Annotated in this window: 4 protein-coding genes; 2 read left to right on the top strand and 2 right to left on the bottom strand. The window is 47.6% G+C overall.

The window, feature by feature from the left end; all coding sequences use genetic code 11:
• Window positions 1–516: YncE family protein (locus ACTF5U_RS08930; RefSeq protein ID WP_438971280.1), on the top strand; the 516-nt coding region annotated here is incomplete at its 5' end.
• Window positions 488–1,261: a class I SAM-dependent methyltransferase gene (locus ACTF5U_RS08925; protein WP_438971279.1), complete on the top strand. Its 774-nt coding sequence runs from the start codon at window positions 488–490 to the stop codon at window positions 1,259–1,261. The genes ACTF5U_RS08930 and ACTF5U_RS08925, both read left to right, overlap by 29 nt.
• 12 nt (window positions 1,262–1,273) lie before the next feature.
• On the opposite strand, the gene ACTF5U_RS08920 is transcribed toward ACTF5U_RS08925, so the two are convergent.
• Together ACTF5U_RS08920 and ACTF5U_RS08915 are read right to left on the bottom strand one after the other, a co-directional pair.
• The gene (locus ACTF5U_RS08920) at window positions 1,274–2,599 is read right to left on the bottom strand and encodes a replication-associated recombination protein A (protein WP_438971278.1); all 1,326 of its coding nucleotides are present in this window, start codon (window positions 2,597–2,599) and stop codon (window positions 1,274–1,276) included.
• Window positions 2,596–2,942: outer-membrane lipoprotein carrier protein LolA (locus ACTF5U_RS08915; RefSeq protein WP_438971277.1), on the bottom strand; the 347-nt coding region annotated here is incomplete at its 5' end. The genes ACTF5U_RS08920 and ACTF5U_RS08915, both read right to left, overlap by 4 nt.

Genomic DNA, 2,942 nt, shown 5'->3' with positions numbered 1-2,942 from the left:
CAGCAAAGACTGTATGTTGCCAACCGCGATGACAATGCAGTGGCATTCATTGATCTGAAGAGTTACCAGGTTGTACGCAGCGTGGATACCGGTAAAGCACCTTTTGGTATGGCCATTAGTCCCGACGGTAAGTTTATATACTCGGTCAATGTTCAAAGTAGTGATGTCACCGTCATCGATACTGAAACCGCTAAAGTGGTCACAACGATTCCGGTTGGGGAATGGCCTTATTGCGCCGTGGTAAGTCCGGATGGCAAAAAACTGTACATAACCAATCAGGATGACAGCAACATTTCGGTCATTGATACTCAAACGAATCAAGTCACCAACACCATACCGGTTGAAGATACACCCGAAGGTATCGACACCACTTCGGATGGCAGCCTTATTTATGTTGCTAACTGGGGAAGCGGCAATATGACGGTGATTAATGCACAGACTGAAAAGCCTGTCAAAGTCATTGAGACGGCAAAAGGCAGTCGTGCGTTTGGCGACTTCATTACCCACATTGACTGACATAGTTGAATCCGTATCGGCTGATTCTGACGCTGCGCTACTACTCGCAAAACAGGTAGCAGCACAGCTTTCGTTACCTCTCCGCGAAAAGTCGCTAAATACGGCTCAGATTCAGGTGAGTACAGACCTAGTCTCCCTACATATTCCTGAACTGGGAAACCCGGTCAACATCGACTTTGCAACGGGCAAATATGACCATCGCAGAAAGTTTGGTGGCGGACGGGGTCAGCCATTAGCAAGGGCGGTCGGGCTAAAAAAAGGGCAAACGCCAACTATTATCGATGCCACAGCGGGCTTTGCTCGTGATGCTTTTGTCTTAGCCAGCCTCGGTTGTGACGTCTCAATGCTGGAACAAAGCGGCATAATGAGCCTGTTAATATATCAAGCAATCAACCGTGGCAATGAAAACGATGTTATCTCTGAAATCACGAAGCGCTTGTCGATTACGCATTGTAATGCGATTGACTACCTTAACGAGCTGACCTCTATGCCGGATGTCATTTATCTGGATCCGATGTATCCAAGTCGAGATAAATCCGCTTTGGTCAAAAAAGAAATGCAGCTATTGCATCAGTTAATAGGCCCGGATCTCGACAGTGAAGAACTACTGAGTATCGCACGAAAAAAGGCCCTGAAAAGAGTCGTAGTGAAACGCCCGAAAGGCGCTGATTATGTCGGTATGCAGAAACCATCGGTATCTATAACAAGCAAAAATACCCGTTACGATATTTACCCGACTTTCTAACGTAATGGAGAATCAGCGTTTAGCTTGTTTATCTATCTCTCGCAGTCGGGTCATTTTTTCACCAATTTTAATTTCCAAACCGCGATTTACTGGTTCGTAATAGATTCGTTCCCTCATTGATTCAGGGAAATATTCTTCCCCTGCCGCATAGGCTTCCGGCTCATCATGAGCATAACGATATTCCCTGCCATAACCCAACTCTTTCATAAGCTTGGTTGGCGCATTACGTAAATGAACCGGTACTTCCGCACTCCCATGTGCCTTAGCGTCATGCATTGCGGCTTTGAACGCGGTATAAACAGCATTACTTTTAGGCGCACAGGCAAGATAGACAATTGCCTGAGCGATTGCCAGCTCACCCTCTGGGCTTCCTAATTTATCAAAGCTTTCCCAGGCATCCAGAGCAATGCGTAAACCTCTGGGATCGGCATTCCCGATATCCTCAGCAGCCATGCGTACCACACGTCGCATCAAGTAAACCGGATCACAGCCACCATCAAGCATTCTGCATAACCAATAAAGTGCCGCATCAGGGGATGAGCCTCGCACTGACTTATGCAAGGCGGAGATTTGATCGTAAAAGGCTTCACCGCCCTTATCAAAGCGTCGTAATGTGCCGGATAGCACTTCCGCCAGATCCGCTTCATCGACTTTAGTCTGGCCCTTGCTGTCAGCCAGATCCACGGCTATTTCAAGCAGGTTGAGCACCCGCCTTCCATCACCGTCTGCAGTCTGCGCGAGTTGATCACGAAGCGCATCGGCAATACTGATACCGCGATCGGCTAAACCTAAATCAGCATCGGACATCGCTCTATCAATGATCTGCCTCAAATCCTCAGTTTCCAGCGATTTGAGTACATATACGCGTGCTCGTGATAACAAGGCATTATTTAATTCAAAGGAAGGATTCTCAGTGGTTGCACCGATAAAGGTAAACGTTCCATCTTCGACGTAAGGTAAAAATGCATCTTGCTGAGACTTATTAAAGCGATGCACCTCATCGACAAATAGCATGGTGCGTCGTCCCTGCTCTTGTTGCAACTGTTGTGCTCGGGCCACTGCTGCACGAACTTCTTTTACGCCTGCAAGTACCGCAGAAATCGTCATAAATTCTGAGTCGCAATAACCGGCAATTAGTTTTGCCAACGTTGTCTTACCCGTTCCGGGAGGTCCCCAGAAAATCATTGAATGAGGATGACCAGAGGCAATGGCCTGTCTTAGCGGTTTTCCCGCTCCTAGAAGATGGTTCTGACCAATGTACTGATCCAGCGTTTTGGGGCGCATGCGATCAGCCAGTGGCCGGCTGGCAATATCCTCTACCTGATCGAACAAACTCACCGCTGCACTTCACCCACGACATCAATACCCGCTGGTGGCGTGAATTTAAACATATCCTGCTTGAAGCTGGGGTTTTCTATAACCTGACTGAATGTCAGCCGTGTACGTTGATCAAAACTATCACGCATGATCATTTGTTTGAGCGTGTTGCCGTCAAAGGCTAACGTTACCGCCTGAAAGTTCGACTCGGCTTCTTTTGGGGTTAATTCAACCCACAATAGACCGTCATCGGAAGGCAGATTGTTAATGTTGTACTTATCTTCCGGCACCAATTCACCAGACAGCAATGTCGCCGGCGTTTCGGCTAATGCTTCTTGTTGTGACTTAACCGTTATTTGTTCCA

This window comes from Methylophaga sp. (assembly GCF_965655755.1).
Classification (GTDB): domain Bacteria; phylum Pseudomonadota; class Gammaproteobacteria; order Nitrosococcales; family Methylophagaceae; genus Methylophaga.
Note: the sequence above shows the minus strand (reverse complement) of the source record. Positions and strands in the feature narration are given on the sequence as shown.